At 63.9% G+C, this 16,443-nt stretch carries 12 protein-coding genes; 7 read left to right on the forward strand and 5 right to left on the reverse strand.

What is annotated here, in order from left to right:
• Window positions 1-193: 193 nt before the first annotated feature.
• Entirely contained in the window at window positions 194-751 is a 558-nt protein-coding gene (locus DU505_RS21160) for a dihydrofolate reductase family protein (protein WP_114480957.1), read from the forward strand.
• A gap of 209 nt (window positions 752-960) precedes the next feature.
• On the opposite strand, the gene nirD is transcribed toward DU505_RS21160, so the two are convergent.
• The 5 genes from nirD to DU505_RS21185 form a co-directional block, all read right to left on the reverse strand.
• Window positions 961-1,332 (reverse strand): nitrite reductase small subunit NirD, encoded by a 372-nt coding sequence (gene nirD, locus DU505_RS21165; RefSeq protein ID WP_114480958.1) that lies wholly within the window; start codon window positions 1,330-1,332, stop codon window positions 961-963.
• Window positions 1,333-1,493: 161 nt separating this feature from the next.
• Window positions 1,494-4,025 carry a nitrite reductase large subunit NirB gene (nirB, locus tag DU505_RS21170; protein ID WP_114480959.1) on the reverse strand — a complete coding sequence of 844 codons (2,532 nt, stop codon included), beginning with the start codon at window positions 4,023-4,025 and terminating at the stop codon, window positions 1,494-1,496.
• Window positions 4,022-5,338 (reverse strand): NAD(P)/FAD-dependent oxidoreductase, encoded by a 1,317-nt coding sequence (locus DU505_RS21175; RefSeq protein WP_114480960.1) that lies wholly within the window; start codon window positions 5,336-5,338, stop codon window positions 4,022-4,024. Before DU505_RS21175 ends, nirB begins: the two co-directional genes overlap by 4 nt.
• A gap of 266 nt (window positions 5,339-5,604) precedes the next feature.
• Complete coding sequence (locus DU505_RS21180; protein WP_245948117.1) at window positions 5,605-6,642, reverse strand: CmpA/NrtA family ABC transporter substrate-binding protein; 1,038 nt, start codon at window positions 6,640-6,642, stop codon at window positions 5,605-5,607.
• A gap of 15 nt (window positions 6,643-6,657) precedes the next feature.
• Window positions 6,658-7,257 (reverse strand): ANTAR domain-containing response regulator, encoded by a 600-nt coding sequence (locus tag DU505_RS21185; RefSeq protein WP_066447785.1) that lies wholly within the window; start codon window positions 7,255-7,257, stop codon window positions 6,658-6,660.
• A 431-nt stretch (window positions 7,258-7,688) separates the two neighbouring features.
• Between DU505_RS21185 and DU505_RS21190 the strand changes: the two genes are divergently transcribed.
• The 6 genes from DU505_RS21190 to DU505_RS21215 all read left to right on the forward strand — a co-directional run bounded on the left by DU505_RS21190 (window position 7,689) and on the right by DU505_RS21215 (window position 16,400).
• Window positions 7,689-10,571: a nitrate reductase gene (locus DU505_RS21190; protein ID WP_114480961.1), complete on the forward strand. Its 2,883-nt coding sequence runs from the start codon at window positions 7,689-7,691 to the stop codon at window positions 10,569-10,571.
• Window positions 10,528-11,445: a uroporphyrinogen-III C-methyltransferase gene (gene cobA, locus DU505_RS21195; protein ID WP_114480962.1), complete on the forward strand. Its 918-nt coding sequence runs from the start codon at window positions 10,528-10,530 to the stop codon at window positions 11,443-11,445. Before DU505_RS21190 ends, cobA begins: the two co-directional genes overlap by 44 nt.
• A gap of 458 nt (window positions 11,446-11,903) precedes the next feature.
• Window positions 11,904-12,713 (forward strand): formate/nitrite transporter family protein, encoded by an 810-nt coding sequence (locus tag DU505_RS21200; protein ID WP_114480963.1) that lies wholly within the window; start codon window positions 11,904-11,906, stop codon window positions 12,711-12,713.
• A 64-nt stretch (window positions 12,714-12,777) separates the two neighbouring features.
• Window positions 12,778-14,505 carry a bifunctional protein-serine/threonine kinase/phosphatase gene (locus tag DU505_RS21205; RefSeq protein WP_114480964.1) on the forward strand — a complete coding sequence of 576 codons (1,728 nt, stop codon included), beginning with the start codon at window positions 12,778-12,780 and terminating at the stop codon, window positions 14,503-14,505.
• A 120-nt stretch (window positions 14,506-14,625) separates the two neighbouring features.
• On the forward strand, window positions 14,626-15,675 hold the full coding sequence (locus DU505_RS21210; protein WP_114480965.1) for an AI-2E family transporter: 1,050 nt from the start codon (window positions 14,626-14,628) through the stop codon (window positions 15,673-15,675).
• A 137-nt stretch (window positions 15,676-15,812) separates the two neighbouring features.
• The gene (locus DU505_RS21215) at window positions 15,813-16,400 is read left to right on the forward strand and encodes an NAD(P)H-dependent oxidoreductase (RefSeq protein WP_114480966.1); all 588 of its coding nucleotides are present in this window, start codon (window positions 15,813-15,815) and stop codon (window positions 16,398-16,400) included.
• Window positions 16,401-16,443 lie beyond the last annotated feature (43 nt).

A 16,443-nucleotide genomic window follows, 5' to 3' on the forward strand; every position in this document is an offset into this window, starting at 1 on the left:
ATGTCCATGACCACGGCAGCCTTGCGCTTCGCGGTCCATCGCTTGATGGGGTTGTCGTCGTTCATCCTGTCCTCCTGATCGCTGCACTATAGCCTGTGCAGCTCTGGAGGGGGTCACTTCACGGCGTTAGCCGCTGCAAGGAACTCGTCGACAAGCGACAATTTAGCGGGACACCAAACTCGGAGTAAATGGCATGGGACTTCTAACCTTCAGTCTCAACGTCACCCTGGACGGCTGCGTCGATCACGAGGAAGGCATCGCCGACGACGAGACACACGCCTTCTTCACCCGCCTCATGGACGAGAGCGGGGCGATGCTGTGGGGCCGCGTCACCTACGAGATGATGGAGGGCTACTGGCCGGCGGTCGCTCGCGGCGATGAGGAGGCGCCGCCAGCGATGCGCGAGTGGGCGGTCAAGCTGGAGGCCAAGCCGAAGTACGTGGTGTCGTCGACGCGAACGGACTTTCCGTGGACCAACAGCCACCACATCGCCGGCGACCTGTGCACGAACGTGCAGAAGCTCAAGGATGCGACCCCTGCCGGCCTGCTCCTCGGTAGCGGCAAGCTCGCGACCGAGCTGGACCGACTGGATCTGATCGACGAGTACAAGCTCCTCGTCCACCCCAGGATCGCCGGCCACGGCCCGACCCTGTACGAGAGCGGGCTGCCCAGCACGCGACGGCTCGAGTTGATCTCGGTGAAGCCGCTCCGCAGCGGCGCGGTCGCCATGCACTACCGGCGCGCGCGCTGATTCGTACCGCCTTGAGCTCGCCGACGCTGGCAACACCGCCGGGAGGCCTTCGGCCTCCAGTCGCGAGCTAAAGCTGCTCCTACAGCGTCTTTTTCTTATGTACCCTCCAGTCGCGAGCTGAAGCTGCCCCTACAGCGTTTTTTTCTTATGCATCCTCAAGCCGCCGTGCCATAAGCCCGGCGGCTTTTTCTTTTCCGATGGCTGAAACCTCACGCCTCGATCCACACCTCATCGCCCTTGAAGCTCACCTTCCAGGTGCGCAGGGTTATGCTGTCGTCTTCCAGGCACTGGCCGTCTTCCAGGCGGAAGTGCTGCTTGTAGATCGGCGAGGCGACGACGAGCTGGCCTTTGATATCACCGACGATGCCGCGGGCGATGACGTTGGCGTGGGAGAAGGGGTCGTGGTGGTCGATGGCGTAGAGTTCCTGCTCGTACCCCGGCAAATAGAATATGGCGACTTGTGCCGGGCCTTCCGGGGTTTCCACCCAGGCGGCAATGCCGGAGTAGGGCACCAGGTCGGTGCGGGTGCAGAGGGTTTGCCAGGTTTGGGTCATGGTCTTGGCCGCAATTGCTGAACTCATTTTTTTAATCTCCAATTCGTTTCGGGAAATCGGCGAGCGGGATGAAGCGCTAGGCGCGCGGCGGACCGAAGGCGAGACATAACGTGGGGTTAGGCGAGCCTTCGGGGTGCCGCGCAACAACGCGATTCGTTGGGGACGCCGAGTCCGCGCAGCGATTTCCATCACGCTGGGCGGAGCTGGCCGCGCTCGGTTGTATAGATAATGTCCGGGTCCGGGCGCGCGTCGTTGACGAAGCTGCGGAAGCGCTTGAGCTTCTCCGGGTCGCTGATGGCGTTGGCCCATTCGCATTCGTAGGCGTCGATGACGGTCTGCATCTGCCGGTCGAGTTCCTCGCCGATGCCGAGGCTGTCCTCGAGGATCACTTCCTTGAGGTAGTCCAGCCCGCCGTCCAGGTTCTCGCGCCATACCGAGGTGCGCTGCAGGCGGTCGGCGGTGCGGATGTAGAACATCAGGAAGCGGTCGATGATGCGGTAGAGCTGTTCGTCGTCGAGGTCGGTGGCGAACAGTTCGGCGTGGCGCGGGCGCATGCCGCCGTTGCCGCACACGTACAGGTTCCAGCCGTTCTCGGTGGCGATCACGCCGATGTCCTTGCTCTGGGCTTCGGCGCACTCGCGGGTGCAGCCGGAAACGCCGAACTTGATCTTGTGCGGCGCGCGCAGGCCCTTGTAGCGGTGCTCCAGTTGGATCGCCATGCCCACGCTGTCCTGTACACCATAGCGGCACCAGGTGCTGCCCACGCAGGACTTCACCGTCCGCAGCGACTTGCCGTAGGCGTGGCCGGTCTCGAAGCCGGCTTCGATCAGCTCGCCCCAGATCGCCGGCAGGTCTTCCAGGCGGGCGCCGAACAGGTCGATGCGCTGGCCGCCGGTCACCTTGGTATAGAGCGCGTACTTCTGCGCCACCTGGCCCAGCACCACCAGCTTGTCGGGGGTGATCTCGCCGCCCGGCACGCGGGGAACGACGGAGTAGGTGCCGTTCTTCTGCATGTTGGCCATGAAGGTGTCGTTGGTGTCCTGCAGCGGGATGTGGGCCGCGTCGGTGATCGGCTCGTTGAAGCAGGAGGCCAGGATCGAGGCCACCGCCGGCTTGCAGATGTCGCAGCCGAGCCTATGAGACTCCGCAGAGCCATGCTTCTCCATCAGCTCGCTGAAGGTCTTGATGCCCTCGACGCGGACGATGTCGTAGAGCTCCTGGCGGGTGTGGGCGAAGTGTTCGCAGATCGACTTGTCGACCTCCACGCCGCGGGCTTCCAGCTCGTGGTCGACCACGCTCTTGAGCAGTGCGGCGCAGCCGCCGCAGCCGGTGCTGGCCTTGGTTTCACCCTTCACCGCGCCGAGGTCGACGGCGCCGGCATCCAGCGTCGCGCAGATGTCGCCCTTGGTCACGTTGTGGCACGAGCAGATCATGGCCGTTTCCGGCAGGGCGTCGGGGCCCAGGGTGGGCGCGCCTTCGCTCGAGGGCAGGATCAGCGCGGCGGGGTCCTCGGGCAGGTCCATGCGGTTGGCGTAGTACTGCAGCAGGGTGTCGTAGTAGCTGTTGTCGCCCACCAGCATGGCGCCGACCAGGCGCTTGCCGTCGCTGGAGACCACCAGCTTGCGATACTGCTGCTTGATCGGATCCAGGAAGCGGAACATGCGCGCGCCGGGAGTGCGGTCGCCGTGGGCGTCGCCGATGGAGCCCACGTCCACGCCCATCAGCTTGAGCTTGGTGCTCATGTCGGCGCCCTTGAAGCTGCCGTCCTGGGTGCCGCTGGCCGTGGCGAGCAGGGTGGCGGCGGCGGCCTTGGCCATCTGGTAGCCGGGGGCCACCAGGCCGAAAATGCTGTTGTTCCACAGCGCGACTTCACCCACGGCGAGAATGGCCGGGTCGTTGGTCAGGCAACGGTCGTCGATCACCACGCCGCCGCGCTCGCCGATCTCCAGGCCGCAGTCCCGGGCCAGGTCGTCGCGGGGGCGAATGCCGGCGGAGAACACGATCAGGTCGGTCTCCAGCACCTTGTCGTCCTGGAACACCATGCGGTGGCGGCTGGCCTCGCCGTCGACGATCTCCTGGGTGGCGCGGCCGGTCAGCACCTGCACGCCCAGCGACTCGATCTTCTCGCGCAGCAGCTCGCCGCCTTCGCTGTCGACCTGCATCGGCATCAGCCGGGGGGCGAACTCGACCACAGCGGTGTCCAGGTTGAGGCCGCGCAGGGCGTTGGCGGCTTCCAGGCCGAGCAGGCCGCCGCCCACCACCACGCCGGTATTGGCGGTTTCGGCCATGGCGCGAATGGCGTCGAGATCCTCCAGGGTACGGTAGACCAGGCAGCCTTCCCGGTCGTTGCCGGGGATCGGCGGCACGAAGGGATAGGAGCCGGTGGCCAGCACCAGGCGGTCGTAGGCGTAGCAGCCCTGGGGTGTCGTCACCTCGCCGCGGTCGCGGTCGATGGCGGTGACTGCCTCGGAAAGGCGCAGGGCAATGCCGTGCTCGGCGTAGTACTCGGCGGTGGAGAGGGCCAGCGAGTCGGCATCGCGGCCGCTGAAATACTCGGAGAGGTGAACCCGGTCGTAGGCCAGGTGGCGCTCCTCGCCGAACACGGTGATCTCGTAGTGCTCGGTGGCGCCCTGTTCGACCAGTTGCTCGACCAGGTGGTGGCCGACCATGCCGTTACCGATGACGATCAACTGGGATTTGGTGGCGTTAGGCGTGTTCATGCGGCCTCCTTGACGGGGCGTTCCGGAGAGTCTGGATTGGCGTGTTCGTGAAGCAGGGCATCGGCATCGGCGGCGCCCAGCAGCAGGGCCTGGCGGCAGGGGCCGAGGTCGGTGCCGGCCAGCGAGTGTTCGAAGTACCAGGGGCCCATGGCGGTATCACCGTAGAGAACGGCACCGACGATGCGCCCGTCGCACAGCAGCAGGCGGCGATAGTCGCCCTGCAGCGGGTCGCGGTAGGTGAGCACGTCGTGGTCGGGTTCCGCCTCGGTGGGGCCGAAGGCGTAGAGCGATACGCCGCTGACCTTGAGCTTGGTGGCACAGGGCGTCTCCACATAGCCTGCCGTCGGCTCGCCGGCCAGATGCGCGGCCAGGACCTCGACCTGCTGCCAGATGGGTTCCACCAGGCCGAACGTATTGCCCTGGCATTCGCAGCATTCGCCCAGGGCGTGGATGGCCGGGTCGGAGGTGGTGAGGGTCTCGTCGACGACGATGGCGCGGTTGACCTCGAGCCCGGCCGCCTGGCCCAGTTCCTTGTTGGGCGTGATGCCAATGGCCACCACCACGCATTGGGCCGGGAGCCACTGTCCGTCGCTCAGCATGGCGCCGGTGACATGGCCCTGGTCGTCTCCGGTCAGGTGGTCCAGGCCGGCATCGGTATGGATGTCGAGGCCGCGGCTACAGAGCTCGGCTTCGAGCAACCGGGCGGCGGTGATGTCCAGCTGACGGTTCATCAGCCGGTCGTCACGCTGGATCAGGCTCACGTTCATGCCGCGCTTGGCTTGGCCCTGTTTCCGCAAGCCTTCGGCGGCTTCCAGGCCCAGCAGGCCGCCGCCGATCACCACGGCACTGCCGCCGGCTTCAGCGGCACGTGTCAGGGCATCGGCATCGTTCAGGTCGCGAAAGACGTGGACGCCGGCAAGCGTGAGGCCGGGAATGGGCGGCATCGCCGGGCGTGAGCCGGTGGCCAGCACCAGGCGGTCATAGTCGAGGATGCGGCCGGCGTCAGTGGTCAGGCGGCGTGATTGGCGGTCGATGTCGGTGACCCGCTCACCGAGAATCAGGTCGATCTGCTGTTCGGCATACCAGTCGGCATCGCGCAGGGTCAGCGCGTCGCGTTCCATCTCGCCAGCCAGTAGCGGCGAGAGCAGGATACGGTTGTAGGCTGGCTGCGGCTCCTCGCCGATCACGGTGATGCGCAGCGACAGGGCCGGCCGCTTGGCCAGGGCTTCAACCAGCCGGTGGCCAGCCATCCCGTTGCCGATGATCACGAGATGCTCGAGCGTGGCAGGCTGGGTTGCGGACTGTGGGTGCATGTAGTGACACCTCCGAAGCGGGTAAGAAAGCAGCGGCAAAAAAGAAGACGCTCCGGCACGACCCCGCCTGGGGTGTGCTGGAGCGTCTTCGCCCGTTGCTACTGTTCGAGAGCGACCGCCATTGATCGCGTGATTGACTAGTAGCAATCAAGAAGCTGGCCAGAATCCTCTTTCTGTTGGTTTTGTCGTTTTATTTCAGTTTCTTGGAAGTCCCTTCCCAGAAGGATCTTTCTGCGCTCAGCCGTTTCCGATCGGCCGCCTGCACGTCACTGGTGCATGGCAGCATCGAAATGCACAGGGGCGTAGCATTCATGGAGCGTCGGGATGTCCAGGGCACGATCCAGGTGACGCAGGGAGCGGTCCAGCTGTTCGGCAATGCGGCCCATGGCTTCCACGTCGGGGCGCAGGACCCCGGGACCGAACAGGCGCTGGTGAATCGGGGCGACGCCCAGGGGCAGGGTGTCGAGATGGCTCACCGAGCGGTCCAGGTAGGGCGGCAGGGCGAGCCACTCCAGGGCCTGCCGGCGGTTGTCGGGAGAGTCGGCAAGCCAATCGCTGGCCGCCACCAGTGCGCGGATCAGGGCGGCAAGGGTGGCGGGGTAGTGGTGGGCCCAGGAGCGGGTCACGCCCAATACCTTCTCGGGGTGGTCGGGCCACAGCTGGGCACCGCTGGCCACGAGCTGGCCGACACCCTGGTGCGCGGCCAGGCTGCCCCAGGGTTCACCGGCGCAGAAGCCGTCGATCTGGCCTTCGCTGAGTGCCGCCACCATGCGTGGGGGCGGCAGGACAACCAGCTCCACGTCGCGGTCGGGATCGATGCCGCCCAGACTCAGCCACTCGCGCAGCAGGTAGTGCTGGCACGAGAAGGGGTAGACCATGGCCAGCCGCGGGCGATGAGGGCCGCTGTGCTGACCGAGCCAGGCACCGACGGCGCGTGCGCTGTCGGCCGGGTCGCTGCCCATGGCGGCGCCGCTCTGCTGGCAGAGGGACTCCGACAGCACGATGGCATTGCCGTTGCGGCTCAGGGTGATCGGCGCCAGGGTGTCGCAGGGCGCACGCTCCAGCCCCAGGCTCATGGCCAGCGGCATGGGCGAGAGCATCTGGGCGCCATCGAGCAGCCCGGCGGCCACCTTGTCGCGCAGGGTCGACCAGGCGTTCTCCCGCGACAGCGATACCTCGACCCCCTGTTCGGAAAAGAAGCCCCGTTCACGGGCGATGACCAACAGGGTGGCATCCAGCAGTGGTACGAAGCCCAGGGTCAGGTGGTTCAGCTCGGGTGTGGTGTGCATGTCCTGCGGATTCATGAATAGGACCTCGGTTCAGTCAGGCGAGCGCGTGTTCAGGCGTTCCAGGATATCGATGACGCTGTCGGCCACCTCGGCGATACGCTGGCTGCGGTCCATGGCGAGCTTGCGCAGCATGCGGTAGGCCTGCTCCTCGTCGCAGTCCTGATGCTTCATCAGCAGCCCCTTGGCGCGTTCGATGCGCTTGCGCTCGGTGAGCTGATTGCGGGTCTTCTCCAGTTCGCGACGCATGGACTGGAAGGCGTCGAAGCGGGCGATCGCCACCTCGATGATCGCCTTGACCCGGCCGGGAATCAGGCCGTCGACCACGTAGGCGCTGACGCCGACCTTGAGGGCGGCCTGGAGGATGTCCGGGTCGTGCTGGTCGGCGAAGAACACCACCGGGCGCGGGTTCTCGCGGTTGAGCAGCGCCATGCTGTCCAGGGTGTCGCGGTCGGGGGACTCCATATCGATGATCACGACATCTGGCTGATGCCGGGCGACCATCTCGTTGAGGCTCGCCGGGCTCGTCAGGCGACAGACCACACGGTGCCCATCGGCGACCAGGGCCTCTTCGACCATGGCGGCACGCACGACTTCATCATCAACCAGCAGAACATTCAGCGGTGGGGGCATGGCAGTCTCGCTAGTCACGTTGCATCTCTACGCTGCGATGCAAAATGCATTCCACATGTCGCTACACCTTGTGACGGCAGGCCCCGCCGCCGGGGGGCGTTGGCCTGGTACATCGCCTTGGCCGTTGTCTTGGGCCAGTGCGCGAGATTTCGGCACTACCGTGGTGCAGCATGGCAGTTGGAGTGAGATTTCCTGGGGCAGTGGCTTGGTGGCAGGGCCGGCACGGCGAGAGTCAGAGGGCCGGAATAGGGGCAGAAGCTGGCGCATGGCACGAAGATTGCTTTTCCCTGTATAGAAAATGCTCAACGCTGGGCAAAGCAGCAAGAGGCGCACACCGCGCTTCATCGGCAACGACGCCCACCCGCCGTCTCTTTTATAGAGCTGGCGGGTGGGCGTTTGCATTTTGCGAATACGCGTCACAGGAGAACGTCATGCACCAGGCTCTAACCACTTGCCCCTACTGCGGTGTTGGCTGCGGCGTGCAGGCGGAAGTCGACGGCGAGCGCATCATTGGCGTCAGCGGCGATAGCACGCATCCGGCGAATTTCGGGCGGCTCTGCGTCAAGGGTTCGGCGCTGCACGAGACCCTGGGTGAGCATGGCCGACTGACGCGTCCCCGGGTCGACGGCGTGGAGGTGGACTGGGACACGGCACTGGATGCCGTGGCCGACGGGCTTCAGGCCACACGCCGCGACCACGGCAACCATGCCGTGGCGGCCTACCTCTCGGGTCAGCTGCTCACCGAGGACTATTACGTCGCCAACAAGCTGTTCAAGGGCTTCCTGGGGACGCCGCACCTGGACACCAACTCGCGGCTCTGCATGGCCTCGGCGGTGGCGGCCTACAAGCGCGCCTTCGGCGCCGACGCCGTGCCGTGCAACTACGAGGATCTGGAGGAGGCGGAGCTGGTGGTACTGGTCGGGTCGAACCTGGCCTGGAACCATCCGGTGCTCTATCAGCGCATCAAGGCGGCCAAGCAGATCAATCCGCTGATGCGGGTGGTGGTGATCGACCCCAGGGTCACCGATAGCTGCGAGATCGCCGACCTCTATCTCGGCCTCGCTCCCGGCAGCGATGCGCGGCTGTTCAATGGCCTGCTGGCCTGGATGGACGACCGTTCCAAGCTGGATCGGGTCTACCTGGACAACCATACCCAGGGCATGGAAGAGGCCCTGGCGGCGGCCCGAGAGGACGACACCTCGCTGGAGGCCATTGCCGCCGACTGCGACCTGGACCCGGAGCGGCTGGAAACCTTCTTCTACTGGTTCGCCAGCCACCTCCACGTGGTGACGCTCTATTCCCAGGGCGTCAACCAGTCCTCCAGCGGCACCGACAAGTGCAATGCCATCATCAACTGCCATCTGGCCGGCGGCAAGATCGGACTGCCGGGGGCGGGCCCCTTCTCGATCACCGGCCAGCCCAACGCCATGGGCGGCCGCGAGGTGGGCGGGTTGGCCAACCAGCTGGCCGCGCACATGGATTACCACACGCCGGGCGCCCTCGAACGGGTCACGCGCTTCTGGACGACAGAGTCGCTCGAGCCCACCCTGCCCGACGCGCCAGGCCACAAAGCGGTGGAGCTGTTCGAGGCCATCGAGCGGGGCGAGGTGCAGGCGGTGTGGATCATGGCCACCAACCCCGTGGTGAGCCTGCCGGATGCCAACCGCGTGCGGGCGGCCCTGGCCAAGTGCCCGCTGGTGATCGTCTCCGAATGCATGGCCGACACCGATTTGCTCCCCTATGCCGACATCGTGCTGCCGGCCTCGAGCTGGTCCGAGAAGGATGGCACCGTGACCAACTCCGAGCGTCGCATCTCGCGCCAGCGCGGTCTGCTGCCGCCGCCGGGCGAGGCCCGTCACGACTGGTGGATCATTGGCGAGGTCGCCAGGCGGCTCGGCTTCGGCGAGGCCTTTGCCTATGGGCATCCCAGCGAGATCTTCGACGAGCATGCCCGGCTGTCGGGATTCGAGAACGCTCTCGACACCCGGCTCGACACCCGGCTCGACACCCGGGGCGAAGGCAAGCGGCTGTTCGACATCTCCGGCCTGGCCGGGCTCGACCGCGACGCCTATGATGCCCTGGCACCGATCCAGTGGCCGGTAACGCGGGAGGCGCCGAGCGGCACGGCGAGGCTGTTCGAAGAGGGGCGTTTCGCCACCCCGGACGGAAAGGCGCGACTGATTGCCGTACGCCCACGGGGACCAGAGCAGGTCCTGAGCGAGGCCCGGCCGCTGCGGCTGAATACCGGGCGGGTGCGCGATCAGTGGCACACCATGACCCGCACCGGTCGTGCGCCACGGCTGATGAACCACCGCAGCGAACCGTTCATCGAGCTGCATCCCGACGATGGGCTCCACTACGGTATCGGTGACAAGGCGCTGGCGCGGCTCGAGGGGGCAGGCGGCGAGTACGTGGGGCGTGTGCGGATATCGAAGGCGCAGCGGCGGGGCGAGGTGTTCGTGCCCATGCACTGGACCGGCCGGTTCAGCGGTGCCGCCCGCATGGGCAGTCTGCTGGCACCCTATTGCGATCCTGTCTCCGGCCAGCCGGAATCCAAGCACGGGGCCGTATCGATAGCGCCGCTGGCCCCTGGCTGGCAGGCTACGCTGATAATAGCCGATGACCTGACGCTGGATGCGGCATGGTGCGAGAGTTCGCTTTACTGGTCGCGCATTCCGCTACCCGACTGTCAGCGATGGCAGTTGGCCGGCGGCATGGACGGCGACAGCATGCGTGACTGGCAGGGCTGGCTGGCCGAACACCTGCCGGTGGCACCGACGCTTTGGTGCGAGGACGCCGTTGGCGGTCGCCTGCGTGCGGCGGGCATCGAGGACGGCCGGCTGCGCTGGTGGCTGATGGTGGGCCCGCCCGGCGAACTGCCCGGCCTGGCCTGGCTCGTCGAGCGCTTCCAGGAGGCCGCCCGGGGCGAGCGCCTGGATGCGGCACGACAGCGCCGCCTGCTGGCCGGCTGTGACGATGGCGCCGCCGACAGCGGGCCTGTGGTGTGCAGCTGCCATCAGGTGGGTCAACGTGCCATCCGCGACGCCATTCGTGGTGGCGACGTCAGCGTCGAGGCGCTGGGCGCCCGACTGGCCTGCGGCACCCAGTGCGGCAGCTGTATTCCTGAATTGAAGTCCTTGCTGGAAGAAGAAATAGCCGGAGAATGCGCCGAAGCCAGTGCCAAAGGGTGTGCCAAAGAACGTGTTGAAGAAGGCGCCGACGGACGTGTCAGAGAAAATGCACAAGAATGTGCCGAAGAGGAGAGGGCCCATGCGAGCGCTGAGCCGAAGTCTGAAAACGTTACTATCGCGTGATGCCTTGCAAGCGGGCCTGGCCCGACTCGGCCTCGGCCTCGGCCGCTCCTTCCGCTGCCTGGGCGACGCCAGGGAGTGCGGCAGCATGCCCTCGTTGGGGCTGCGCGGCGACTGCCGGCCCGGCCGTGTCTACCTGGTGGGGGCCGGCAGCGGCGATGTGGAACTGCTGACCCTCAAGGCCGCCCGCCTGCTGCAGCAGGCCGACGCCATCGTCTACGACCGCCTGATCGGCGACGAGGTGCTGTCGCTGATTCCCCCTGGCCGCGAGCGCTACTATGTGGGCAAGGCGCGGGGTCACCACAGCGTGCCCCAGGCCGAGATCGGCGAGCTGATGGTCAGGCTGGCTGGGCAGGGAAAGTCGGTGGTGCGCCTGAAAGGCGGCGACCCCGGCATCTTCGGCCGCATGGGCGAGGAGCTTGCCGCCCTGGCCGAGGCCGGGGTACCTGCCGAGATCGTACCTGGCATCACTGCCGCCTCGGCCGCCGCCGCCGGTATGGGCATACCGCTGACGGATCGCGGCCACGCCCAGCAGGTACGTTTCATCACTGCCCAGCTATGCCGCGAGGGCGGCGAGCCCGACTGGTTCGACCTGGCTCGGCGGGACGAGACTCTGGTTCTCTACATGGGGCTCTCCAAGGTCGAAGCCATTTGCAGCGGACTGCGTCACGGGGGGTTGCCGGATGACTGGCCAATCATGCTGGTGGCCAACGCCAGCCATGACGATCAGCAGTCGCTCACCGGCACCCTGGCTGACATGCCTGCCAGACTTGCGGCCCAGCCGCTGCCTTCCCCCTGCCTGATCGTGGTGGGCAGCGTGGTGAGCATGGTCGTGGCCAGCCCGGCCCGCCCGGTTAGCATGGAGGAGCGCACCTGACGCCATTCGGCTGCCAGGGGCGCCCTGCACCACAGCTGCGCTGCCAAGGTTTTCTTGCACCATGTTCGTTCGGAGCGCGGCATTGGCAATGGCTGCATGGGTAGCGTCAGAAAGCACGGCAAGCACTCATTTCATGCTAATGCATGGTTTTCTGTGACCATTTTCCTGTTTTTCAAGCCGTGCCGGTGAAATTGGCATATAAAATGCCTCTATAAATACGAGCCTGCCGCAACAGCCTGCAGGTTCTCTCGTTCGGTCAACGGCGACCGCAAGCCTTCAAGGCACGAGATGGGTGGCCTGGGCAGCGTTGCCCGCAAAGTCACCACCCCATGATCCATGAATACCAGGCAAAGTCGCCTGGATCCGCTCGCCGGCTCCAGGTGTTCTTGCGTTCTTCGGCATTCCGCTCACGAAGACACGCGTTGTCTCTTGCCCCAGCGAAAGGTATCGAGAACTCTATGTCGTATCTGCTTCCTTCTGAATTTGCCACCAAGATGGTGGATGCCGGTGAGGCCAAGCTCTTCATGGCAACCCGGGATGCTTTCATACGGGCTTTCATGGCCGGCGCCATCCTGGCACTGGCGGCGGTGTTCGCCGTTACCGTAACCGTACAGACTGGCTCACCCATCATTGGCGCCATCCTGTTCCCCGTCGGATTCTGTATGCTCTATCTGATGGGCTTCGACCTGCTGACAGGCGTTTTCGTCCTGACGCCACTCGCCTGGCTCGACAAGCGACCCGGGGTCACGATCAATGGCATCCTGCGCCATTGGGGCGTCATCTTCTGCGGTAATCTGGCCGGCGCATTGACGGTGGCGGTACTCATGGCGGTCGTCTTTACCTATGGCTTCTCGACGCCACCCGATGAGGTGGGGCAGGCCATCGCATCGATCGGCCATGACCGCACCGTGGGCTACAAGGCGCATGGGGCCGCCGGCATGTTGACGATATTGGTGCGTGGCATTCTCTGTAACTGGATGGTTTCTCTTGGTGTTGTCGGTGCGATGATTTCCACCACGGTCAGTGGCAAGGTGATCGCCATGTGGATGCCCATCATGGTGTTCTTTGGCATGGGCTTCGAGCACTCCATCGTCAACATGTTCCTCTTTCCCTCTGCCATGATGATGGGAGGCGATTTCTCGATAATGGACTACATGATCTGGAATGAGATTCCGGTTGTTATAGGCAACCTGATTGGTGGGCTCTCCCTGACCGGCCTGACTCTCTATGCAACGCATGTCAAAACAGCGCCGGCCCGTCAGCTCTAGGATTATCAACCTTCAGAAAGCGCTCTGTGCTTCGGATGGAGTGCAGGGCGCTTGACAGGACAGTATGGCCAGTCAGCTAAGCGTGTCGTTAGGGCAGTACTCCACCAAGGGGCGCAAGGAAATCAATCAGGATTTTCATGGTGCCTTTATTCCAGATGAACCGCAGTTGACTTCGAAAGGCATCGCGATTGCACTGGCAGACGGCATCAGCAGCAGCGACGTCAGCCAGGTTGCCAGCGAGGCAGCGGTAACCGGCTTTTTCGAGGACTACTATTGCACCTCGGAAACCTGGTCGGTCAAGAAATCGGCACAGCGAGTCTTGATGGCAACCAATTCCTGGTTGCATGCCCAGACCCGGCAGAGCCAGTATCGGTATGACAAGGACAGGGGGTATGTCTGCACCTTGAGTGCCATGGTGATCAAGTCGGCCACCGCACATGTCTTTCATGTTGGTGACGCTCGCATCTATCGCCTGAGTGGCAACTCTCTGGAGCTATTGACCAACGACCACCGCTTCTGGATTTCTCGCGAAAAGAGCTACCTGAGCCGTGCGATGGGGGTGAGCGATCAACTGGAAATCGATTACCAGGCCGTCTCCCTCGAAAAGGGAGATACCTTCTTTCTCCTGACGGATGGCGTGTACGAATTCGTTAAGCATGACTTCATGGTCAGCGCTGTTCAAGCGCAAGGAAAAGACCTGGGAGACGTCGCAAGACGTATCGTCAATGAAGCCTTCGAGAAAGGGAGTACGGACAATCTTACGGTCCAGATCGTCAGGATCGAGAATCTGCCCGTGAAGAGTGACGACGAGCTCTATCAGACGTTAGCCGAACTCCCCTTTCCGCCGGCGCTGGCCCCGAGGATGCTGTTCGATGGGTACAGGATCGTCAGGAAACTGCATGCCAGTAGTCGCAGCCATGTCTATCTAGCCGAGAATCTCGATGACAATACCCCTGTCGTGATCAAGACGCTCTCGACCGAACTTCAACAGGACACGGCGCATCTGGAACGGTTCTTGACGGAGGAGTGGGTGGCCCGTCGTATCAACAGTGCCCATGTGGCCAAGCCCTGCCTACCAAGTACCAGGCGTCACTTTCTGTATACGGTAATGGAGTTCATCGACGGGCAGACCCTTACCCAATGGATGATCGACAACCCGAAGCCGGACCTGGAAACAGTGCGCGGCATCATCGAACAGATTGCCAAGGGGTTGCGCGCTTTTCACCGGCTTGAAATGCTGCATCAGGATCTGCGGCCCGACAACATCATGATCGATTCGATGGGTACTGCCAGGATCATCGATTTTGGCTCGGCGAGAGTCGCCGGCATTGTGGAAACGGTCGCTTTCGATCGCGGCCAGCTGTTGGGCACGGCACAATATACGGCACCCGAATATTTCCTGGGCGAAAGCGGGACGCCACGCTCGGATATGTTTTCCCTGGGCGTCATTGCCTATCAGATGCTGACGGGCAAGCTGCCTTATGGCACCCGGGTGGCGAAGAGCAGGACCCGTGCTGCCCAGAACAGGCTGGTTTACCAGCCTGCCCTCAGCGAAAATCGTGATCTTCCTCCCTGGATCGACGACGTCCTCAAGAAAGTGCTTCATCCCCATCCTTACAAGCGTTACGACGCACTGTCGGAGTTCGTCTTCGAACTACGTCATCCCAACAAGCAGTTCTTGAACAAGGCGAGGCCGCCCCTCATGGAGCGGGACCCCGTGCGATTCTGGCAAGGCGTATCACTTGCCCTGTTCATTATCGTTGCCATGATGCTGTTTGGCCGGCTGGGATAACAGGTCACAGCGGAGCTTGGAGTGGGATTTTCTCCGCAAAGCACCTACCCTGCGAGAAATGGCTGGTCTTGCTGCCCTGATAAACCAGCCAACACAGGATTCTAACAGCAAGGAGCTGACATGGATGATGGCTTCGGAAATTTGGCACTGTTTACGCGGCGGGTGCTGATCGCCGTAGGGCTGGTCGCCCTGGTGGCGGTCCTGCTCTATCTCGCTGGCCAACTGATCGATGTACTGCTGCTGGTATTCGCCGGCATCCTCGTGGCGGTGTCCATCGATGGGGTCTCGCGACTCTTCGCTCGCTACCTGCCGCTTTCGCGGTTCTGGACGCTATCCCTCGCCTTTCTGTTGATCGTGCTCTTGTTCGTGGGGTTGGGTGGCCTTATTGGCCCTCCCTTGATGGCGCAGTTCCCGCAGTTGATCCAGCAGCTACCCGAGGCGCTGCAGGAGCTCGCGGCCACGCTGCTGGACCTGCCCGGCATCGAAGCGGCGCTCAAGGAAGTGGAGGGCCCAGGCCAGATCATCAACCCGCTGCTGGAACAGTTCACGAAAATCTTTACTTCCACCTTCGGCGCCATCGCCAGCTTCTTCCTGATCCTGCTGATCGGCTTCTACCTGGTGATGAGCCCGGCCATGTACCTGAGCAACATGCTGCTGCTGTTTCCTCCGGCTCGTCGCGGGCGCTGGCTGGAGGTTTTTGCCATCCAGGGAAGGGCCCTGCGTCTCTGGCTGCTGAGCCGGCTGATCTCCATGCTCTTCGTCGGTATTTCTATCAGCATTGGCTTATATTTCATGGGCGTGCCCATGGCCAGCGCCTTGGGCCTGATTGCTGGTCTACTGACCTTCATACCCTATCTCGGGCCGATCCTGGGCATGATCCCCACCGTGCTGATCGCGTTCCTGGCGTCACCTGAGCTGGCGCTCTATGCCATCGTGCTCTATTTCGTCGTGGAAACGCTGGAGTCGAACGTGGTCATGCCGGTGGCCGCCAAGGGGGTGGTGCGCCTGCCACCGGCTTACACCGTCATCGTGCAGCTCGCCGGGGCGGCGGTTGCCGGCCTGGCCGGTGTGATCCTGGCAACGCCACTCGCCGTGGTGGCGGTCGTCGCTATCCAGATGCTCTATATCGAGGATGTGCTAGGTGACGAGGTGGATGTGTTAGGTAAATGATCGGCTGTGTTGACGGCTTTGATGCGGCGTCACACCAGGGAAGGCCTTATGCTTGATGGCAGTCAAGCGTAATGTGTCGATTTGTGAGTAGTGTGGAAACGACACGACCTTACAAGACACCGGGGGCACTCGCTGCCATGACAACGCGTATCTTGCTCCTCCAGGGGCATCCCGACGCCGGCACGATTCACCTGTGCCATTCGCTGGCCGATCACTATCGGGCAGGAGCTGAATCCCATGGGCATGAGGTGCGGGTGGTCGATATCGCCACACTGGATTTTCCCTTGTTGCGCAGCCAGAAGGCATGGAAGGAGGAGCCACTGCCCGCTGACCTGCAGGCGGCACAGGATGCTATCGCCTGGTGCCGGCACCTGGTGCTGATCTTCCCACTCTGGCTTGGCGACATGCCGGCCCTGGTGAAAGCCTTCCTTGAACAGGTGATGCGCCCCGGTTTCGCCTTCGAGTACGAGGACGGCAATCCGCTGGGCAAGAAGGGCTTGACCGGCCGCACCGCGCGTCTGGTCGTTACCATGGGGATGCCCGCACTGCTCTATCGGCATCTCTACCGTGCGCACAGCGTCAAGTCGCTGGAGCGCAATGTGCTCGGCTTCGTCGGCTTCTCTCCCATTCACGAGACCCTCATCGGCAGGGTCGAGTCGATGAGCGAGCGGGGGCGAGCGAAGTGGTTTCGCAAGATGCATGCGCTTGGCACCGAGGCGGAGTAGGGCGGAAGCGGGGATAGTTTGAATATACGGGCACTGGCGGCCT

Source organism: Billgrantia montanilacus, assembly GCF_003336675.1.
Lineage (GTDB): Bacteria > Pseudomonadota > Gammaproteobacteria > Pseudomonadales > Halomonadaceae > Halomonas > Halomonas montanilacus.